The 15,979-nt window shown below is 56.5% G+C and carries 16 protein-coding genes; 6 read left to right on the top strand and 10 right to left on the bottom strand.

Annotated features, from left to right (window positions below; genetic code table 11):
- The first annotated feature begins 29 nt into the window (after positions 1–29).
- Both IQ241_RS02815 and IQ241_RS02820 read left to right on the top strand, forming a co-directional pair.
- A complete protein-coding gene (locus IQ241_RS02815) occupies positions 30–1,829 on the top strand; it encodes a S8 family serine peptidase (protein ID WP_193904898.1) in 1,800 nt (599 codons plus the stop codon).
- A 39-nt stretch (positions 1,830–1,868) separates the two neighbouring features.
- On the top strand, positions 1,869–2,102 hold the full coding sequence (locus IQ241_RS02820; protein WP_193904899.1) for a hypothetical protein: 234 nt from the start codon (positions 1,869–1,871) through the stop codon (positions 2,100–2,102).
- A gap of 78 nt (positions 2,103–2,180) precedes the next feature.
- Here the strand turns inward: IQ241_RS02820 and fabD are convergent, their stop codons facing one another.
- The 5 genes from fabD to rpaB form a co-directional block, all read right to left on the bottom strand.
- Entirely contained in the window at positions 2,181–3,065 is an 885-nt protein-coding gene (fabD, locus tag IQ241_RS02825; RefSeq protein WP_193904900.1) for an ACP S-malonyltransferase, read from the bottom strand.
- A 119-nt stretch (positions 3,066–3,184) separates the two neighbouring features.
- Complete coding sequence (locus IQ241_RS02830; protein WP_193904901.1) at positions 3,185–3,862, bottom strand: Uma2 family endonuclease; 678 nt, start codon at positions 3,860–3,862, stop codon at positions 3,185–3,187.
- Positions 3,863–3,875: 13 nt separating this feature from the next.
- Positions 3,876–4,874: a beta-ketoacyl-ACP synthase III gene (locus IQ241_RS02835; RefSeq protein WP_193904902.1), complete on the bottom strand. Its 999-nt coding sequence runs from the start codon at positions 4,872–4,874 to the stop codon at positions 3,876–3,878.
- Positions 4,875–5,906 carry a phosphate acyltransferase PlsX gene (gene plsX / locus IQ241_RS02840; RefSeq protein ID WP_193904903.1) on the bottom strand — a complete coding sequence of 344 codons (1,032 nt, stop codon included), beginning with the start codon at positions 5,904–5,906 and terminating at the stop codon, positions 4,875–4,877.
- A gap of 105 nt (positions 5,907–6,011) precedes the next feature.
- Positions 6,012–6,740, bottom strand: coding sequence for a response regulator transcription factor RpaB (gene rpaB / locus IQ241_RS02845; RefSeq protein WP_193904904.1), 729 nt, complete (start codon positions 6,738–6,740; stop codon positions 6,012–6,014).
- Between the two features lie 274 nt (positions 6,741–7,014).
- On the opposite strand from rpaB, the gene radA reads away from it, so the two are divergent.
- Positions 7,015–8,439, top strand: a complete 1,425-nt coding sequence (gene radA, locus IQ241_RS02850) for a DNA repair protein RadA (protein WP_193904905.1) — start codon at positions 7,015–7,017, stop codon at positions 8,437–8,439.
- A gap of 75 nt (positions 8,440–8,514) precedes the next feature.
- Here radA and rsmI read toward each other — a convergent pair whose 3' ends face one another.
- Complete coding sequence (rsmI, locus tag IQ241_RS02855) at positions 8,515–9,381, bottom strand: 16S rRNA (cytidine(1402)-2'-O)-methyltransferase (protein WP_193904972.1); 867 nt, start codon at positions 9,379–9,381, stop codon at positions 8,515–8,517.
- Positions 9,382–9,465: 84 nt separating this feature from the next.
- Between rsmI and IQ241_RS02860 the strand changes: the two genes are divergently transcribed.
- Positions 9,466–10,347, top strand: coding sequence for a PfkB family carbohydrate kinase (locus IQ241_RS02860; RefSeq protein WP_193904906.1), 882 nt, complete (start codon positions 9,466–9,468; stop codon positions 10,345–10,347).
- Positions 10,348–10,368: 21 nt separating this feature from the next.
- Here the strand turns inward: IQ241_RS02860 and IQ241_RS02865 are convergent, their stop codons facing one another.
- Positions 10,369–11,271 (bottom strand): Rpn family recombination-promoting nuclease/putative transposase, encoded by a 903-nt coding sequence (locus tag IQ241_RS02865; RefSeq protein ID WP_193904907.1) that lies wholly within the window; start codon positions 11,269–11,271, stop codon positions 10,369–10,371.
- Between the two features lie 141 nt (positions 11,272–11,412).
- Here IQ241_RS02865 and IQ241_RS02870 point away from each other — a divergent pair, with 141 nt between their 5' ends.
- A complete protein-coding gene (locus IQ241_RS02870; RefSeq protein WP_193904908.1) occupies positions 11,413–12,369 on the top strand; it encodes a 3'(2'),5'-bisphosphate nucleotidase in 957 nt (318 codons plus the stop codon).
- A gap of 25 nt (positions 12,370–12,394) precedes the next feature.
- Here the strand turns inward: IQ241_RS02870 and IQ241_RS02875 are convergent, their stop codons facing one another.
- Positions 12,395–13,354 carry a LysR family transcriptional regulator gene (locus IQ241_RS02875; protein ID WP_193904909.1) on the bottom strand — a complete coding sequence of 320 codons (960 nt, stop codon included), beginning with the start codon at positions 13,352–13,354 and terminating at the stop codon, positions 12,395–12,397.
- A 211-nt stretch (positions 13,355–13,565) separates the two neighbouring features.
- On the opposite strand from IQ241_RS02875, the gene IQ241_RS02880 reads away from it, so the two are divergent.
- Positions 13,566–14,336, top strand: coding sequence for an MBL fold metallo-hydrolase (locus IQ241_RS02880; protein WP_193904910.1), 771 nt, complete (start codon positions 13,566–13,568; stop codon positions 14,334–14,336).
- Here the strand turns inward: IQ241_RS02880 and IQ241_RS02885 are convergent.
- Positions 14,266–14,793 (bottom strand): hypothetical protein, encoded by a 528-nt coding sequence (locus tag IQ241_RS02885; protein ID WP_193904911.1) that lies wholly within the window; start codon positions 14,791–14,793, stop codon positions 14,266–14,268. The two genes, IQ241_RS02880 and IQ241_RS02885, sit on opposite strands and share 71 nt — an antisense overlap.
- A complete protein-coding gene (locus tag IQ241_RS02890) occupies positions 14,771–15,805 on the bottom strand; it encodes an alpha/beta hydrolase (RefSeq protein ID WP_193904912.1) in 1,035 nt (344 codons plus the stop codon). Before IQ241_RS02890 ends, IQ241_RS02885 begins: the two co-directional genes overlap by 23 nt.
- Between the last annotated feature and the right edge of the window lie 174 nt (positions 15,806–15,979).

Raw genomic sequence — 15,979 nt, forward strand, 5'->3', positions numbered from 1 at the left:
TTCGAGAGATCATACTCATTGAGAAACCTATGAAGCGGCTCTTTCTGATCTTCTTTCTAATTGGCCTTTTCGCTGTAGCCGCTGCTCACGAAGGGTTTCAGACGGGTTACAGCAGCAATCTTGCGAACAGCGACCAGGCCGAATTTGAATCCATTATTTTAGATTTTCGCGAGGCCCCTGGCCTGACCAGGCAGATTGACGATCGGCTAGCGAATTTAGCTCAGCAGTTTAACCTCAGCCCGGCGCTGAATAGCGAATTCTCAGAAGCAGATCACGTCTATGTAGTTCAGGGCGATCGCGATATCCTCCAGGCCCTGCGGAACTCTGACCTAGCCCGCTTCACTGAATTTATCGAGCCTAACTACATCTATCAGAGCCTGTTCGTGCCCGATGACCCCGACTATGCCAAGCAGTGGAATCTGCAAAGCATTAACGTAGAAGGGGCCTGGGCGCAGAATCGGGGTAGCGGTGCCACCGTGGCCGTGATCGACACCGGCATCAGCCGCACCCCCGACTTACAGAAAACCAACTTTGTCCCCGGCTACGACTTTGTCAACGACCGCGACCAGGCCGACGATGACAACGGTCACGGCACCCACGTCGCTGGCACCATTGCCCAATCGACCAATAACGGCTACGGCGTCGCCGGGATTGCCTACGAGGCCAATCTGATGCCGCTGAAGGTGCTTAGCGCCCAAGGCTTCGGCAATGTCGCCGACATCACCGAGGCGATCCGCTTTGCCGCCGATAATGGGGCCGATGTAATCAATATGAGCTTAGGTGGCGGCGGCGCTTCTGAGCTTATGCAGGAAGCGGTCGAGTATGCCCACAGCAAAGGCGTCGTGATTGTGGCCGCAGCGGGCAATGAGTCCAGTCAGTCAGCATCCTATCCGGCCAAATATCGCCATGTGATTGGCGTTTCTGCCTTTGACGCTGACGGCAAAAAAGCGCCCTATTCCAACTACGGCCTCGGGGTGGATATCGCTGCCCCCGGCGGCTCTACCCTAGCAGGCGAATCGGGCGGCATTTTGCAAGAGACCATTGACCGGCTGAGCGGTAAGGCCCAGTTCAAATACTTCCAGGGTACCAGCATGGCGGCCCCCCACGTGGCCGGTGTGGCAGCGGTGCTCAAGTCTATCGGGATTGAAGCACCTGAGACCGTGGAAACGGTGCTGGAATACTCTGCTCAGAAAGTCGGCCGCGACAGCAGTAATGCCTTTGGCGCCGGTAAGCTCGATGCGGCGGCAGCGGCCCAGATGGCGACGGTCCGGCTGCCCTGGTGGGGCCAGCTGTGGCAGTTTTTGCGCAGTCTGTTCTGGTTTGATGCGAAGTCAATTCCCTGGAAAGATCTGCTCCTGCGGGGCGCGATCGCGGCGGCCTTTACCTGGCTGTTCACCCGGATGGCGCGCTTCCCCTGGCAGGGCAACGCCTACCTAATCGGCATTTTCCTCGGAGCGATTGGCCTGTTTATTTTCAAGGGCTTGCATGTGATGTATCTGCCCGACTGGCCCCTGCGGCTGGTCGGCAGCGCGATTCCCGAGCTGGGCAGCGCCCTGTGGCGCGATCCGCGACTCAATCCGGTTTTTGCCAGCTGCCTGATTCCGCTGGCGGGAATGCTGCTGCTGCTTAGCCATCGCACCCTCAGGTGGTTTTCCATGGGTCTGGCAGTCGGCGTCGCCGCGTTTTTATCAGTTAGCCTGCTGGAGTCAACCTATGTGCTGTGGATTGGGGCAAACGCGATCGCGCAGGCTTTCATCGGCGTCAATGTTGTGCTGTGCTTAGCGATCGCAGCTATCACCCTAAGGGTGGCGACCAGCGACGGTCTATAGCTGTAGGCTTGTCAAAGCAAGCCTCTCACGGAGACCCGCATGGATACTACAACTGTCAAAGGCACCATTCAATGGATGGAGATGGGCTCAGGCACCTGGGCCGTCGTCACCGATGAAGGCCAAACCTATGAGCTCCACGGCGATACCGCTAGCCTAGAAAAAAAGGGGCTCAAGGTGCAGATTGAAGGCGCGGTACGAAAAGATGTGATGTCGATGTCGATGATCGGCCCTATCTTGGAAGTTAAAAGCTATGAGATTTTATCGGAATCCTGATTGTGCTTGGGTTTCAGTGGGTTGACAACCCTATTCCTGAGCTAATCAGGTGCGGTTGGGTTCAACCCACCCTACGAATTACGAATAAGCTGCCTCTAGCTGTGCTAGCGACTCGATTTGCTTCAGCTCTAAATCTTTTACCGTGCGCTTGATCAGTCCGGTTAAGACTGCGCCTGGCCCCACTTCAATCACGGTGTCAATCCCTTGCTTAGGCAGGCTGAGGGAAATTTCGCGCCAGCGTACTGAGCCGGTCATTTGCTGAGTCAGTCGCTGCTTCAGCTCAGCTGCATCGGTGCTGGGGGTTGGGTCTACGTTGGAAAGGACCGGCGCGATCGCATCTTTAAACTCAACCGCATTTAAAATATCGGCAAATTCCTGAGCCGCACCGGCCATCAGCGGAGAGTGAAAGGCTCCGCTGACGTTCAGCCGGGTGGCTCGCCTGGCCTTTACCTGCTGAATCGCTGCCTCGACTGCTTCTGCTGTGCCAGAAATAACCACCTGCCCAGCGTTATTGTCATTCGCCAAAACGACATCGGCAGTATTAGCCAGAGCCGCCTCCAGCGCCTCCCGCTTGAATCCCATCAGCGCTGCCATCGATCCTTCAGCAGCCTGTGCCATCAGTTCAGCCCGTCGCTTTACCAGCCGCAGCCCCGCCGCAAAGCTAAATACTTCCGCCGTGTAGAGGGCCGAATATTCTCCCAGGCTGTGACCAGCGACAACCGCCGGGCGCTCACCCTTGGCTTTCAGTGCGTCGGCCAAAATGCTTTCGATTACGTAAAGGCAAGGTTGGGTATAGAGCGTATTAGAAACTTTATCGTCCTCACTGCCGCAGATTTCTAAAACCGACCAGCCTAAAATGTCTTCGGCCTGGCTAAACCGAGCTGTGCCAATATCGGCTAAGTCAGTACCCATACCAATAGACTGAGAGCCTTGTCCAGGAAATACCCAAGCCGTTTTAGCCATCGTTGCGCGGTTGTATTAGAGATCACATTATACTGTCTCAGCAAATGAGCCCGAGGGGAAGCGGAAAGTTGGATGGAGCAGCAATGTTTTGGCCAGCTTAAAAATGCAGCAATCCAAGCTCAAGCGCGGAGTTGCTCAGCAAAATCAGCATATTCTGCGGAGGCTAGGCCCTGCTGTAATACGGCCAGAACATCGGCCATCTCCCCTGCAATCAGAGCGTCTACGGCCAGCCAAAGCCCTGGAAATTTCTGGCTTTTGATAATTCTCCCTTCCACAGGCAGGGACTCGTAACGTCCTTCCTTCAGTGCGAACCAGGAAATCTGCCGTTCAAAAATTTGCCAGACTAGGTATTCCTGGACGCCGTTGCGAAGATAGGCGCGTTTTTTGTCATGTAGGTCAATAGCGCTGCTGCTAGCAGCCACCTCAACGACGAGCTCGGGAGCTCCCTCAATGTAATCATCCGGGCTAATCTGAGCCTGCCCTCCAGCTTTCGGATCAATGAGTAAAACAGCGTCTGGCTGAGGGGCATTATCCAGGTCTAACCGAACGGTGGGGTTGTCGCCAAGCTCAACCTGCGGCGTCACAATTTTGTAAGTCCACAGCCATCCCATCAGATTGCCGTGGGGCTGCGCATGGCTTTGAAACCTCAAGGCGGCGGGCACGTAGACGACTCCTTCAATCAGCTCGGCTTTTTTAAGTTGAGGCATCGCCTGATATCGTCGCTCAAACTCAGGTCGGCTAAGCCGATCGCCGCTCTCTAGCCTGGGAATCTTTTGCTCCGTCAGAGCGTCTAGCATACTCCCCTCCCTGTCAACCCCATTCAAAAATGGCCGCGCCCCAGGTCAGTCCAGCTCCAAACCCTGAGGTAGCGATTTTGTCGCCTGATTTAATTTTGCCAGCCCGCACCCATTCATCCAGGGCCAGGGGAATCGAGGCTGCTGAAGTGTTACCATGCTTGGCCATATTGCTGACGACTCGCTCGGGCGGCAGCTTCAGGCGCTTGGCCACGGCGTCGAGAATGCGCTGATTGGCCTGATGCAGGATCAGCCAGTCAATCTCTTCAGTCGCTAAACCGGCATGAAAGAGCGACTTTTCTAATACCTCAGGGACGCGGTTGACGGCAAAGCGATAGACCTCACGACCGTTCATCGTAATCGGCTGAAAGCCACCCTTTTGCACCGTTAGCTCTCCCGCTAATGGCTGCGATTCGCCCTGATAGCTCAGGGTTAGGCAGTCGTTCATGCTGCCATCGCTGCACAGCTCAAAGCCCAGCAGGCGATCGCGTTCAGCCGCCTGGAGCACAACTGCCCCGGCCCCGTCGCCAAACAGCACGCAGGTGCGGCGATCGGCCCAGTCTACCCAGCGGGTCAGCAGGTCGGCCCCAATCACGACCGCGTTGCGATAGACGCCATTGCGCAAAAATTGGGCTGCTGTCACCGTGGCAAACACAAAGCCCGAGCAGGCCGCCGTTAGGTCAAAGGCCACCGCTCGCTGAGCCCCCAGCGCCGCTTGAATCTGGCAGGCCGAGCCGAAGAGGTCGTCAGGTGTGGAGGTGGCTAAGACAATTAGGTCGATGTCAGCAGGCTGGAGCTGAGCCATCGCGATCGCGCCCCGCGCTGCCGCCGTCGCTAAAGACTGGAGCGACTCAGCCGGGCCAGCGATATGCCGCTGGCGAATCCCTGTGCGGGTCGCAATCCACTCGTCTGAAGTCTCTACAATTTGGCTGAGGTCGTCATTACTCAGCGCCGTCGTCAGCCGAGCTGAACCGCTGCCGATAAAGGCAACGCCGTTTCCTGTAGGGTGCAACATCTATTCTCCCTCTAAGGCAGCGGCAGCAATTTTTTGATACTGGGCCTGAATTTGGTCTAACACGCGATGATCGACCGCCTCCTTGGCCAAACGGATAGCGCTAAAGAAAGAAGGCGCTTGAGAGCTGCCGTGGCTGATCACCGCAATCCCGGCGACGCCGAGCAGCAGTCCGCCGCCGTGTTCAGCGTGGTCCACCCGCTGCTTAATCCGGCGCAGGTTGCCGCGCAGCAGCGATACGCCCAGCTTACCCATAATCCCCTGAGGCAGCTCCTCCCGCAGAATTTGCAGCACCGACTCGCCTACCGCCTCAGCAAACTTGAGCAGCACATTGCCGACAAAGCCATCGCAGACAATCACGTCAAACTGGCCAGACAGAATGTCTCGCCCCTCCGCATTGCCGACAAAGGTAAAGGCGGACTGGTTGGCTAGCGCCTCGTGGGTCCGTACGGCGGCGTCATTGCCCTTGCTAGGCTCTTCGCCAATATTCAGCAGACCGACTTTGGGATCGTCTTGACCAAGGACATAGCGGGAATAGATGCTGCCCATCAGGGCAAACTGCTCCAGAAAGCGAGGCCGACAGTCTACGTTGGCCCCCACGTCAAGAATCAGCACCGGCTTACCGGCAATGACGCTGGGGAAAACCGCGCCAATCGCAGGCCGGTCAATGCCTTTGAGTCGCCCCAACCGCAGCAGCGCGGCGGCCATCGCCGCCCCTGAATGCCCCGCTGAAACCACCGCATCGGCTCGGCCCTGCTTGACCAAATTCATCGATACGTTGATTGAGGCCTGAGGCTTACGGCGCAGCGCACTCAGCGGCTCTTCGTGCATTTCAATCGTGCCCTCAGCGGGCACAATTTCTAACTGCCGCAGGCTATCTGACTGAGCCGAGTCGCGAATCTGCTGCGGATCGCCGACTAGCAAAATTTCGACCCCCAGCTCCTCCTTGGCCCTGATGGCTCCAGCCACAATTTCAGCAGGCGCATAATCGCCGCCCATCGCATCCACTGCGATCCGTGCTTGCGTCGATTCCATCGAATTGAATCTTTAGAAACTTTAACGAAATTCTATCAAAGACCGACCCCGACTCCAACCATGGCCCGTTCATCGCTCAGCTATCCTGGCCTTGAGAGCGCAGGCTTACTCTTCGCCAGGCTCTACGATTCGCTGGAACAAGTAGCCCGTCCCGCGCGCCGTTAGGATCAGCTCGGGGTTGCTGGGATCGTCCTCTAGCTTGGCTCGCAGCCGCGAAATGTGAACATCCACTACCCGCGTATCGACATGGCGCTCCGGCGTATAGCCCCAGACCTCCTGAAGGATTTCAGACCGAGAGAAGGGCTCCCCCGAGCGGCTGACCAGCAGCTCGAGCAGGCTAAACTCCATGCCGGTGAGCCGAATCCGCTCATCTCCTTTATAAACCTGGCGCTTATTGGTGTCGATTCGAATACTGTTAATCGTGATCACGCCGGAACTGGGGATACCGGAACTACCGGTTTTTTCTACCCGGCGCAGAACCGAGCGGATTCGCGCCTCTAGCTCCTTCGGAGAAAAGGGCTTGACCACGTAATCGTCAGCGCCTAGCTCCAGGCCGGTAATCCGGTCGGCAACGTCGCCCAGGGCCGTTAGCATAATGATGGGAATATCGGACTCCTTGCGTAGCTCCTGACAGACGCCATAGCCGTCAAGTTTGGGCATCATCACGTCCAGCACCACGAGATCGGGAGTGGCATGGCGGAAAGTATCCAGGGCCTCTTCACCATCAGCCGCGGTGACCACGTCGTAGCCGATCATGGACAGACGGGTTTCCAAAATTCGGCGGATGCTGGCTTCATCATCGACAACCAGAATTTTTTCTTTGATGCTTTCCAAATCTTTTGGACTCCTATAAACGCAATGCTAAACAATTAACCCTTCAAAGTCTGTAACGCCAATTTTTAACAGATGACCAGCCGATAGCTCCCATTGTATGCGCTTGAGTCCTCAGCAAGCCTTTAGACAAGGGGTTTTCAACGTTTCTTAAGGTTTGTAGCAGAATACTACAAACTGATAACCGCTATCCTAACAAAAAGAACATTTATACTAATATCTTAGCTTTGTGTTGGTGCTACGTCACGCCTCCGCTTTCTGGTTTATCTAATCAAGTATGCCCAAAACTCGTTCTATCTACGTTTGCAATCAGTGCGGGGCAGAGTCGCCCCAGCACTTTGGCAAGTGTCCCGTCTGCGGCAGCTGGAATTCGCTGGTCGAGCAGACGATCGCGCCTATAGAACCCACGACCCGGCCCAGTGCGAGATCGCGCTCCTCCCGCCAACATAAATCAGCCACAGCGACCCAGCCCCGCCTAGCCCTGACCTTCGAGCAGATTCAGGAACATCCCCAAGCTCGCATTCCTTCAGGCTTTGACGAGCTCGACCGGGTGCTGGGCGGCGGCATCGTGCCGGGGTCGCTGGTGCTGGTGGGCGGAGACCCCGGGATCGGTAAATCGACGCTGCTTTTGCAGGCGGCTAACCAGCTAGCCCAGGCCGCACCGGTACTCTACGTTTGCGCCGAGGAGTCGGGTCAGCAGGTGAAGCTGCGATCGCAGCGCTTAGAAATGGGTCAGGAAACAAAACCCGGCAGCATTGCCAAAAATCTCTACCTGCTGCCTGAAACTGATTTGGAAACCATCCTGATGGAGATTGAGTCGCTGCGGCCTCAGGTGGCGGTAATCGACAGCATCCAGGCCCTGTTTTACGGCGCGCTAACCTCAGCCCCGGGATCGGTGGCCCAGGTGCGCGAATGCACCTCAGCGCTGATGCAGGTGGCAAAGCGAGAAAATATTTCCCTATTTATCGTTGGCCATGTGACCAAGGAAGGCGCGATCGCGGGTCCCAAAGTATTGGAGCACCTGGTCGATACCGTGCTCTATTTCGAAGGCGATCGCTTTGCCAGCCACCGACTGCTGCGCTCGGTGAAAAATCGGTTTGGGGCGACCCACGAGCTAGGCGTATTTGAAATGGTAGACCGAGGGCTGGAGGAGGTGCGCAACCCGTCCGAGCTGTTTTTGGGCAATCGAGAAGAAAAAGTTCCCGGCGTTGCCACGATTGTTGCCTGTGAGGGCACCCGACCGCTGGTCGTTGAACTCCAGTCCCTAGTCAGCCCCACCAGCTACAGCTCACCCCGTCGCTCGACGACGGGGATTGAGTACAACCGACTGCTGCAAATTCTGGCCGTTTTAGAAAAGCGGGTCGGCATTCCCCTATCCAAGCTCGACGCCTACGTCGCCTCGTCAGGCGGCCTGAACGTCGCCGAACCGGCGGCAGACTTAGGCATCGCCATTGCCGTCGCGGCCAGCTTCCGCGATCGCATTGTCGATCCCGAGCTGGTTCTGATTGGCGAAGTTGGCCTGGGCGGTCAGGTGCGCCCGGTCTCTCAGCTAGAGCTGAGGCTAAAAGAAGCCGCCAAGCTAGGCTTCAAGCGAGCCCTCATTCCCAAAGGGCAAAAGCTCCCCAACGTCGGGCTGGAGGTAACCGAAGTGGGCCGAGTCGTAGACGCGATCGCCACCGCCCTCACCAGCGGCCCCGCCTAACCCATCACCCCATTACTCCTAACGCCTACGGCGACGCTGCGCGAACACCCCATTACTCCATCACCCCACCATTCCCTATCCATCCGACAGCCTCAACGACAGCTGATAAACCTCCCGCCGAGAAAACCGCGTTCCCTGAGCCAGCTGGCGACTCGCTTCAGAGCGGGAAAGTCCCTGCTGCATTAAAGCCTTTAGCTCGTCCAGGATGGCAGCTTCGGAGAGTACCGGGTTGGAAACTGGGGCACCCGCGATCGCGATTGTGAATTCTCCCCTCGGTGGCACTGTCGTACAGTGCGCGATCGCGTCCGCCAGCGTACCCCGCCAAAATTCCTCATAGCGCTTGGTTAGCTCGCGGGCCAGCGTCACCGGACGCTCTGGCGAAAGGGTGGTAGCAAGGTCGGTCAGCGTCTGGAGCAGCCGGTGGGGGCTTTCATAGAGCAGGATAGTTCGGGATTCAGTTTGGAGGGCAGTAATGCGATCGCGCCGGGCTTTGCCCTTGGCTGGAAGAAAACCCTCAAATACAAAGCGATCGGTCGGCAGGGCTGCCACCGCGAGAGCGGTGACGACGGCTGAAGGGCCGGGAATGGGGATCACCGTCAGCCCCTGCTGAACACAGGCACAGACCAGCTCATAGCCCGGATCGGAAATGCCCGGCATCCCGGCATCGGTGACTAGAGCCAAGGTTTTTCCTTCGGTTAGATGGGCTATCAGTTCAGGGATGCGCTGCTGGGTATTGTGATCGTGATAGCTAACCTGGGACGTCTGGATCTGAAAATGCTGGAGCAGCTTGCCCGTATGGCGCGTGTCTTCAGCTGCAATTAGGTCTACCGTGTTAAGCACTCTCACCGCTCGGAAGGTGATGTCTTCAAGATTGCCAATGGGGGTTCCCACCAGGTAGAGCGCACCGGCCTGAAGCTCAGGTTGAAGCGAGGAGTCGGGCATGGGCGCGATCGCGGCTGAATAGGGCACAAGAGTAGGAAACCTTATTCTAATATTTTGGATGATCCGAATCTTGCAGGCACAGCCATGGAAAATCAGCGGGGACTATTTGTTGGGCTGATCACGCTGGACTATCTCTACCAGGCCGATCATCCGCCAGCGGCGAATGAAAAAGTCGTGGCGGTCCAATCGCTGATAGCTGCGGGTGGGCCGGTGACCAACGCGGCAGTGGCCTTTTCCCAGCTGGGAAATACGGTAGAGGTAATGGGCGTCCTGGGGCAGCATCCGCTAGCCAAGCTGGTTTGGCAAGACTTGCAAGCGCAAGGCGTCGGCATTATCGACCTGCAAGCTCACCGCCGTGATGCACCGCCGGTTTCATCGATTGTTGTGACTGCGGCAACCGGCGAACGAGCGGTAATTTCCAGCAATGCGACAGATCGGCAGGCCCAGTCCGAGGCAATTCCCAGCCCTAGTTTAGACGCAGCCGATATCGTCCTGATTGACGGTCATCAGATGTCGGTGAGTCGAGCGATTGCGGCTCAGGCAAAAGCTCAAAATATCCCTGTAATTATTGACGCGGGCAGCTGGAAGCCTGGGTTTGAAGCGGTGCTGCCTTTTGCCGAAGTGGTGATTGCTTCCGCAAACTTTCAGCCGCCGGGCTGTCACAGCGCTGACGACACCTTCAGCTACCTGCGGCAAATGGATATTTCCCTGATCGCGATGACCTTTGGTTCTGAGCCAATTCAATACCAGACGACGACCGAAGCGGGTCAGCTTGAGGTACCTGCAATCTATCCAGTCGATACGCTAGGCGCAGGCGACATTTTCCACGGTGCCTTTTGCCATTTTCACCCTCATCTGCCGTTCCCAGCAGCCCTGGCTGAGGCTAGCAAGATTGCCGCATTTTCCTGTCAGTATTGGGGAACTCGGGCCTGGATAGAATCCTATCGGCAACGGCGAGGGGGATGAAGCGCAATCCCTTAGATTTCCTTAAAGTGCCTCAATATCATCCGGGCTCAATCCTGTAAACTGAGCAATCTCCTGCAACGATGTACCAGCCGCTTTCATCCGTCTGGCAACTAGCTCAAATCCTTCTTGCCTACCTTCTTGCCTGCCTTCTTGCCTGCCCTGCTGAATGACTTCTGCTCTGCCCTTTGCCCTGCTCTCCTGACGCAGCGTCTCGGCAATGTTGTTCGTGTCACGGTAGGCTTTCAGACTGGCCTGATAGCTGTTCTGCTCGTCTGACGAAAAGTTAGCAATCCTGGCCACCTCAAACAGTTCGTTAAACACCCCTTCCTGTAGCCGCTCTGGCGGCGGTTCCTCGAACTGGGCTAGATGCTTGAATAGGTATAGCCATTTGTCAAAATGCGTCTCTAGCTCATCCAGGCTCTTGGTGAACTTCGGCAGCTCGATGTAGATGAACTTCAGCTTTTCGTAGAAGACTTCGCAGTGCTGGTTCTTCAGCTCTACCGTATGCAGCAGCTCCGGGTCGTCTCGGTGCTCAGAAAAGACAAAGTCGAGAATGCCCACACCATACACCGCCGTCAGCTCATAGTTCCACTCGCCCTTCTGTGCCTGCTCCTGAATCGGGAAGGTGGCGTAGAAGACGCTGCGGTCTTTGAAAAAGTTCTGCTTCGCCTTTTGCACTTCGACGATGAAGCGCTCGCCGGTCTCGGCCTGGCAGTAAATATCGAAGATGGCCCTGCGGTCGATGGCGCTGCGGCCCAGATTCTCACTGTTTTTGAAGGTCAGGTCCTGGATGCGGTGGTAGTCGGGCAGCAGCGTATTTAAGAAGTCGATCAGCAGGCGCTTATTGGGCTCGGTGCCGAAGACGCGCTTGAAGCCAAAGTCCGTCAGCAGATCAATATACTTATCTGGCAGCTGGAAAACCATTTCAGGCGGCGATCGCGACTGGAAAAACCTTCTCTCAGCCTATCGTAATTCATCGGCATCCAGCGCCACAGTCCGCAGCTTTCATCTAGACTAAACGGGTTATCTCTGGTACCCCTTTACCATTTGCAAGCGGAGCAACCGATGGCCTACGAAAAAGAAAAAGAAATCGCGATCGCAGCCGTCACCGGCGCGGCTCTACTCTGTCAAGAGGTCCGCCGTCAGATGGTACCCGAGGCGATGGCCAAGCAGGATCGTAGCCCAGTGACGGTGGCCGACTTTGGGGCTCAGGCAGTGGTTTGCAAAACCCTGCGTGAGCTATTTCCAAATGATCCGATTGTGGCCGAAGAAGACGCCGCCGAACTCAAGACCGCAGCGATGGCAAAACCGCTGCAGCAGGTCAGCCAATATGTACAGGCGATCATTCCAGAGGCCACGCCAGAGACAGTTACCCGCTGGATTGACTATGGTAACGGCAGCGTCGGCCCGCGCTACTGGACCCTCGATCCGATTGATGGAACTAAGGGCTTCCTGCGCAACGATCAGTACGCGGTGGCCCTAGCCCTGGTGGAGGCAGGCGAGATTAAAGTCGGCGTCCTAGCCTGCCCGGCGCTGACGATCGGCGATACGACGGGCATTCTTTTCATCGCTGTGCGGGGGGCAGGCGCAGTCATGCAGCCGCTGAGTGGCGGGTCGGCCCAGTCGATTCAAGTGGCAGCTTCAATCGACTGGGCCCATTTTCGGTTTGTGGAAAGTGTGGAATCGGGGCATGGGAACCAGGAGCAGCAAAGCGCGATCGCGCAGGCCGCAGGCATCACCGCCGATTCTTTACGAATGGATTCGCAGGCCAAATATGGCGCAGTTGCGGCGGGAGAAGCCGTGCTATACCTACGGCTGCCGTCGCCTAAGTCGCCCGACTACCGTGAAAAGATCTGGGATCATGCCGCTGGCGTGATCGTGGTTGAGGAGGCGGGGGGCAGAGTCACCGATATGACCGGTCGGCCGCTGGACTTCTCCCAGTCAGCCAAGCTGGTGAATAATCGAGGTGTGGTCGTGAGTAATGGCGAAATTCACGACAAGGTGCTTGCGGCTTTGCAGTAGTGGGGACAGACCCAGGGGACTGCCTCTACACTTGCGCCAGCTCTTCAGACTTGAGCGCTGACTGGCCTAGCCCAGGGAGGAATTTCTGAGCCATTGCTGGGCTTTCGTTAATCAGATACTGCAAGAAGGTATCCGCCACTACAGAGGGCTGCTTGCCAGAGAGGTGGGCCGCATACCAGTGGCGCTCGATTGGGAAGCCTTCGACGTCGAGGATGGCGAATTCGCCGCCGGTACCCTCGGAAATGATCGTGTGCTGAGAAAGGATAGAGATGCCTAAGCCCCCCGCGATCGCTTGTTTAATCGCTTCGTTACTGCCCAATTCAAGCTGCACCTTGACTTCAATGTTGTGCTGTTCAAACAGGTTCTGAACCGCCTGTCGGGTGCCAGAGCCCGGCTCTCGCATGATAAAGGGGGCGTCGTTGAGCTTTTCAATCGGTACATTGTGCTTTCCAGCCAGCGGATGGCCAGTTGGGGCTAATACCACCAGCGGATTTTCGAGAAAGGGATACACCTTCAGGTCAGGCTGTGAGGGGGGTTGGCTAATAATATAGAGATCGTCCTTATTTTCAGCCATGCGCTCTTGAATGTGCTGGTGGTTAGTTACCTTAAGGGAAATATCAATGCCGGGATAGCGGTGGCAAAACGGCCCGAGCAGCCTTGGCACAAAATATTTAGCCGTGGTAATCACCGCCAGCCGCAGCTGTCCTTGCTTCATTCCCTTCAAGTCGGCAACGGACATTTCAAACTGGTCGAGCCCCTCAAAAATATTCTGGCAGGTTTCCAGTAGCTTTTGCCCAGCCTGGGTTAGAAAAAGACGCTTGCCAATTTGCTCGAACAGGGGCAAGCCAACTGCCTTAGTCAGCTGCTTAACCTGAATAGAAACGGTGGGCTGAGTCAGATAAAGCTCCTCCGCCGCTCGGGTAAAACTACCGTGACGGGCAGTTGCTTCGAAAACTTTGAGCTGATGCAAGGTAGCGTGAATCAACGGTCGGCCTCTTTATCGCTTTTGTATCGCTTGCAGTTAAATTATAGATTAAATTCAATCTTTGTACGCACCTTTCATTGTATTTATTCTATGCAATTAGTCAATTGCTTCACCCACTGCTGGAGCTATATCGCTGGGATGCACCTACCTCATTGTAAAAATTTACAATAGAAACCATGGAAGCTATCTAACTGTGCAAAAGAACGAACTTATGAGACTGACCTGGTTTGACGCAAATGCCTGGCTGCTGGAGGCCGGGGAACGGCGAATCCTGATTGACCCCTGGCTGGTAGGCGATTTGGTGTTCAATCAGATGCCCTGGCTGATTCGGGGCGTCCGCCCCCAGCCGGTGCCCATTCCTGCCTCAATAGACCTGATTTTGCTCTCCCAGGGGCTGGAGGACCATGCCCATCCCGAGACGCTGAAGCAGCTCGACCGGTCGATTCCCGTCGTGGCTTCACCGAAGGGGGCTGAGGTAGTGCAGGGGATGGGCTATGAGTCTGTGACGACGCTCTCCCATGGCGAAACCTATTCGTTTCAGGACATGCTTCAAATTCGAGCCCTGCCCGGCGCGCCGATTGGCCCCTTTCTCAAAGAGAATGCCTATGTCCTCACGGCTGAAGGGCTCAAGATTTACTATGAGCCCCACGGCTATCCGGCGGCTGAGAAAGTGCAGGATTTAACCGGCGTGAACGTAGCGATTACGCCCATGCTCGATATTTCAATCCTGGGCGTCGGCAGCATTATTCGCGGACGAGAGGGAGCCCGTGAGCTGGCCAAATGGCTGAAGCCGCAGATCATGCTGCCGACCGCAGAGGGGGGGCATGTTACTTACAAAGGTATGCTTGCTCCCACGCTGAGGAAAGCAGGAGGAGCGGATGAGCTGCGATCGCACCTGCAATCTCTGGGCCTTAAGACCGAGGTGAGACCGCCTCGTCCGCAGGAGCCGGTGGAGCTGTCGTCGAGAGGGGTGATCGGGTGATCGGGTGATCGGGTGATCGGGTGATCGGGTCGGTTTTGGGGAGGTCGAGTAGCGTTCTGAGCTCGTTTAAGAGGGCGTCTTGCTCCTGCCTGAGGCTATCGAGTCGCTGTAGGACCTGAGCTAGGCGGGCTTCGGTGGATTCTGGAGCGGGCGTGATGGCCTTTTGCCAAAGCCATTGGAGCAGTAGGAGGGGCGATTTGAGGATGATCGCGATCGCTGTTTTAAGCAGCCGCTTGACGCTGTCGGCGAGTAGCTGGAGCAGACCTAGGGAGAACAGCGCGATCGCAAGGGACAGGTAGGGATGGGCCATCACCCAGGCCAGGCCGTTCTGAACAGTGGCGAGCGAATCCACGACCGTATCGAGCGAGTCAGAGAAGGGGTCGAAAGCGGGAAAGGTCAGGTCAGGTAAAGTCAGGTCAGGCATGGTCAGGGGGCTAGCGGTCATAAAGTCTGGCATGGCGGCTGCGTTCTCGGTTTCGAGTCTGCCGCTTTTCGACGATGGCTCGCTTATCTACCAGGGTCATCATGGCAGGCATATTGGCAGAGGAGCGATCCTGCCAGCCTAGCTCAGCCACCACGGCATTAAAGGTTCGGCCCCGGGTCATGCGATAGCCAATCTCTTCAATTTCGGCCCAGGTCAGGTCGCTTTCCAGGTAGGCGCGGGTCATGATAATCAGCAGATGGGCATAGCGGTTACCTTCGGCCTCCGTCATCATCGTATGGGGAATATCCAGCACTCGGCCAAAGCGATGATACCAGCAGCGGGGCTGATACTTGAGCCCGGCCTCAAAAAAGCGCTGATGGTCGCGGTTATTGACGGCGCGATCGCTCTCACTCGAAATGGTAAAGACCGGGGCCATCGGCGATTGCTTTACCCGCTTGAGCACATAGTCGCCAATTTGAAAGATGGCTCGGAGTGCGGCCACGTCGAAACCGGGATAGCTCGGTCCAGCCTGGTTTTGCCATTCAAAATAGGTGTCAAACACCTCGACAAACAGATCGATGACCGGGTTACTGCCGCTGAAGTAGGGGGCAAAGAGGACGGCCCGGTGGATGTGCTCAACCTGCTCTATTGCCAGCCAGGCCGAGATCGTGCCGCCGCCAGAAATGCCGCCGATGGAAACCTGCGGGCCAAGCTTTTGGGCTAGCCTTAGCCATTTCACAGCAAATTTGAGGTAGTCACGTGGATTTTCCGGCAGCGGCGGCGGGTTATCGGCCTGCCAGTCGTCGATCTGACCGTGGCCGGGTAGGCAGGGCACCACTACGTTGTAGCCCGCCTGAAAAAGCGACTGGCCCATCGGCTCAAACTGGTAAGTGCCGGCGGTAAAGCCGTGAAAAAATAGGCAGACAGGGGCTTCCTGTGCTTGTAGCAGCAGCCGAGTCCGGCAGGGCGCTGCGATCTGTCGCTCCTCTTCCTCGGCGCGGACATCGCGCTCAATTACTAATCGGGCGGTGTGGTAAGAAATCATATCGCTGCCGCTGCGGTTGAAAGTCCCCAAGTATTCCCATGATATTAGGCGGCATTGGCCGAGCCTGAAACTGGAAACGACCCACTAGACTGGAATAATCCCGAGCTGAACGGTACTGGTCAGAATATCAATTTCCGCTGGGTATATTCATAATTCTCCTTTACGCGGGCAACC

Source organism: Vasconcelosia minhoensis LEGE 07310, from assembly GCF_015207255.1.
In the GTDB taxonomy this organism is placed as follows: domain Bacteria; phylum Cyanobacteriota; class Cyanobacteriia; order Phormidesmidales; family Phormidesmidaceae; genus Vasconcelosia; species Vasconcelosia minhoensis.

What these genes read in the sequence shown, in the direction of transcription:
- IQ241_RS02815 (WP_193904898.1), top strand. Translation starts at nt 30, where the DNA reads ATGAAGCGGCTCTTTCTGATCTTCTTTCTAATTGGCCTTTTCGCTGTA.
- IQ241_RS02820 (WP_193904899.1), top strand. Translation starts at nt 1,869, where the DNA reads ATGGATACTACAACTGTCAAAGGCACCATTCAATGGATGGAGATGGGC.
- fabD (WP_193904900.1), bottom strand. Translation starts at nt 3,065, where the DNA reads ATGGCTAAAACGGCTTGGGTATTTCCTGGACAAGGCTCTCAGTCTATT.
- IQ241_RS02830 (WP_193904901.1), bottom strand. Translation starts at nt 3,862, where the DNA reads ATGCTAGACGCTCTGACGGAGCAAAAGATTCCCAGGCTAGAGAGCGGC.
- IQ241_RS02835 (WP_193904902.1), bottom strand. Translation starts at nt 4,874, where the DNA reads ATGTTGCACCCTACAGGAAACGGCGTTGCCTTTATCGGCAGCGGTTCA.
- plsX (WP_193904903.1), bottom strand. Translation starts at nt 5,906, where the DNA reads ATGGAATCGACGCAAGCACGGATCGCAGTGGATGCGATGGGCGGCGAT.
- radA (WP_193904905.1), top strand. Translation starts at nt 7,015, where the DNA reads ATGCCCAAAACTCGTTCTATCTACGTTTGCAATCAGTGCGGGGCAGAG.
- rsmI (WP_193904972.1), bottom strand. Translation starts at nt 9,381, where the DNA reads ATGCCCGACTCCTCGCTTCAACCTGAGCTTCAGGCCGGTGCGCTCTAC.
- IQ241_RS02860 (WP_193904906.1), top strand. Translation starts at nt 9,466, where the DNA reads ATGGAAAATCAGCGGGGACTATTTGTTGGGCTGATCACGCTGGACTAT.
- IQ241_RS02865 (WP_193904907.1), bottom strand. Translation starts at nt 11,271, where the DNA reads ATGGTTTTCCAGCTGCCAGATAAGTATATTGATCTGCTGACGGACTTT.
- IQ241_RS02870 (WP_193904908.1), top strand. Translation starts at nt 11,413, where the DNA reads ATGGCCTACGAAAAAGAAAAAGAAATCGCGATCGCAGCCGTCACCGGC.
- IQ241_RS02880 (WP_193904910.1), top strand. Translation starts at nt 13,566, where the DNA reads ATGAGACTGACCTGGTTTGACGCAAATGCCTGGCTGCTGGAGGCCGGG.
- IQ241_RS02885 (WP_193904911.1), bottom strand. Translation starts at nt 14,793, where the DNA reads ATGCCAGACTTTATGACCGCTAGCCCCCTGACCATGCCTGACCTGACT.
- IQ241_RS02890 (WP_193904912.1), bottom strand. Translation starts at nt 15,805, where the DNA reads ATGATTTCTTACCACACCGCCCGATTAGTAATTGAGCGCGATGTCCGC.